This is a genomic window from Thermococcus sp. MAR1, from assembly GCF_012027305.1.
GTDB lineage: Archaea > Methanobacteriota_B > Thermococci > Thermococcales > Thermococcaceae > Thermococcus.
Map to the genome: position 1 here is coordinate 1 of NZ_SNUF01000025.1, position 411 is coordinate 411.

A 411-nucleotide genomic window follows, 5' to 3' on the forward strand; every position below is an offset into this window, starting at 1 on the left:
TGCATTAACTTGAAACGCTTTCTCTGGATAAAGTTCAGCATCATCAACCCTAACATGTGCGGCTGTATTAACTATAACATCGGGTTTAAGATCTTTCAAAATTTTTAAGCTCTCAAAATCAGTGACATCTAAGTCTTTATGAGTCAAGGGTATTGCTTCTCCTCCAAAGACTTCAACTAAATCCGTCCCAAGCTGTCCGTTTGCACCGATTACTGCAACCCTCATTTTGAGTCACCGGAACCAATTATTTCATCGAGCTTCTCTTTGCTTTCAATTAGGATAATTCCTTCCTTCTCACACGCCTTTCTGCAATCTCTATTATTTCTCTCGCGTTCTCATCTTCATAAAAATAATTCAGTATAACATTGCTGTCAATGAAGAACCTAAACTTCCCACTCGTCATAAATATCA

1 protein-coding gene is annotated in these 411 nt (G+C 38.0%); it reads right to left on the bottom strand.

The features are described 5' to 3' along the window. A partial coding sequence (locus tag E3E25_RS11385) for a sugar nucleotide-binding protein (RefSeq protein ID WP_167893418.1) occupies nucleotides 1–225 on the bottom strand: 225 nt, incomplete at its 3' end. Between the last annotated feature and the right edge of the window lie 186 nt (nucleotides 226–411).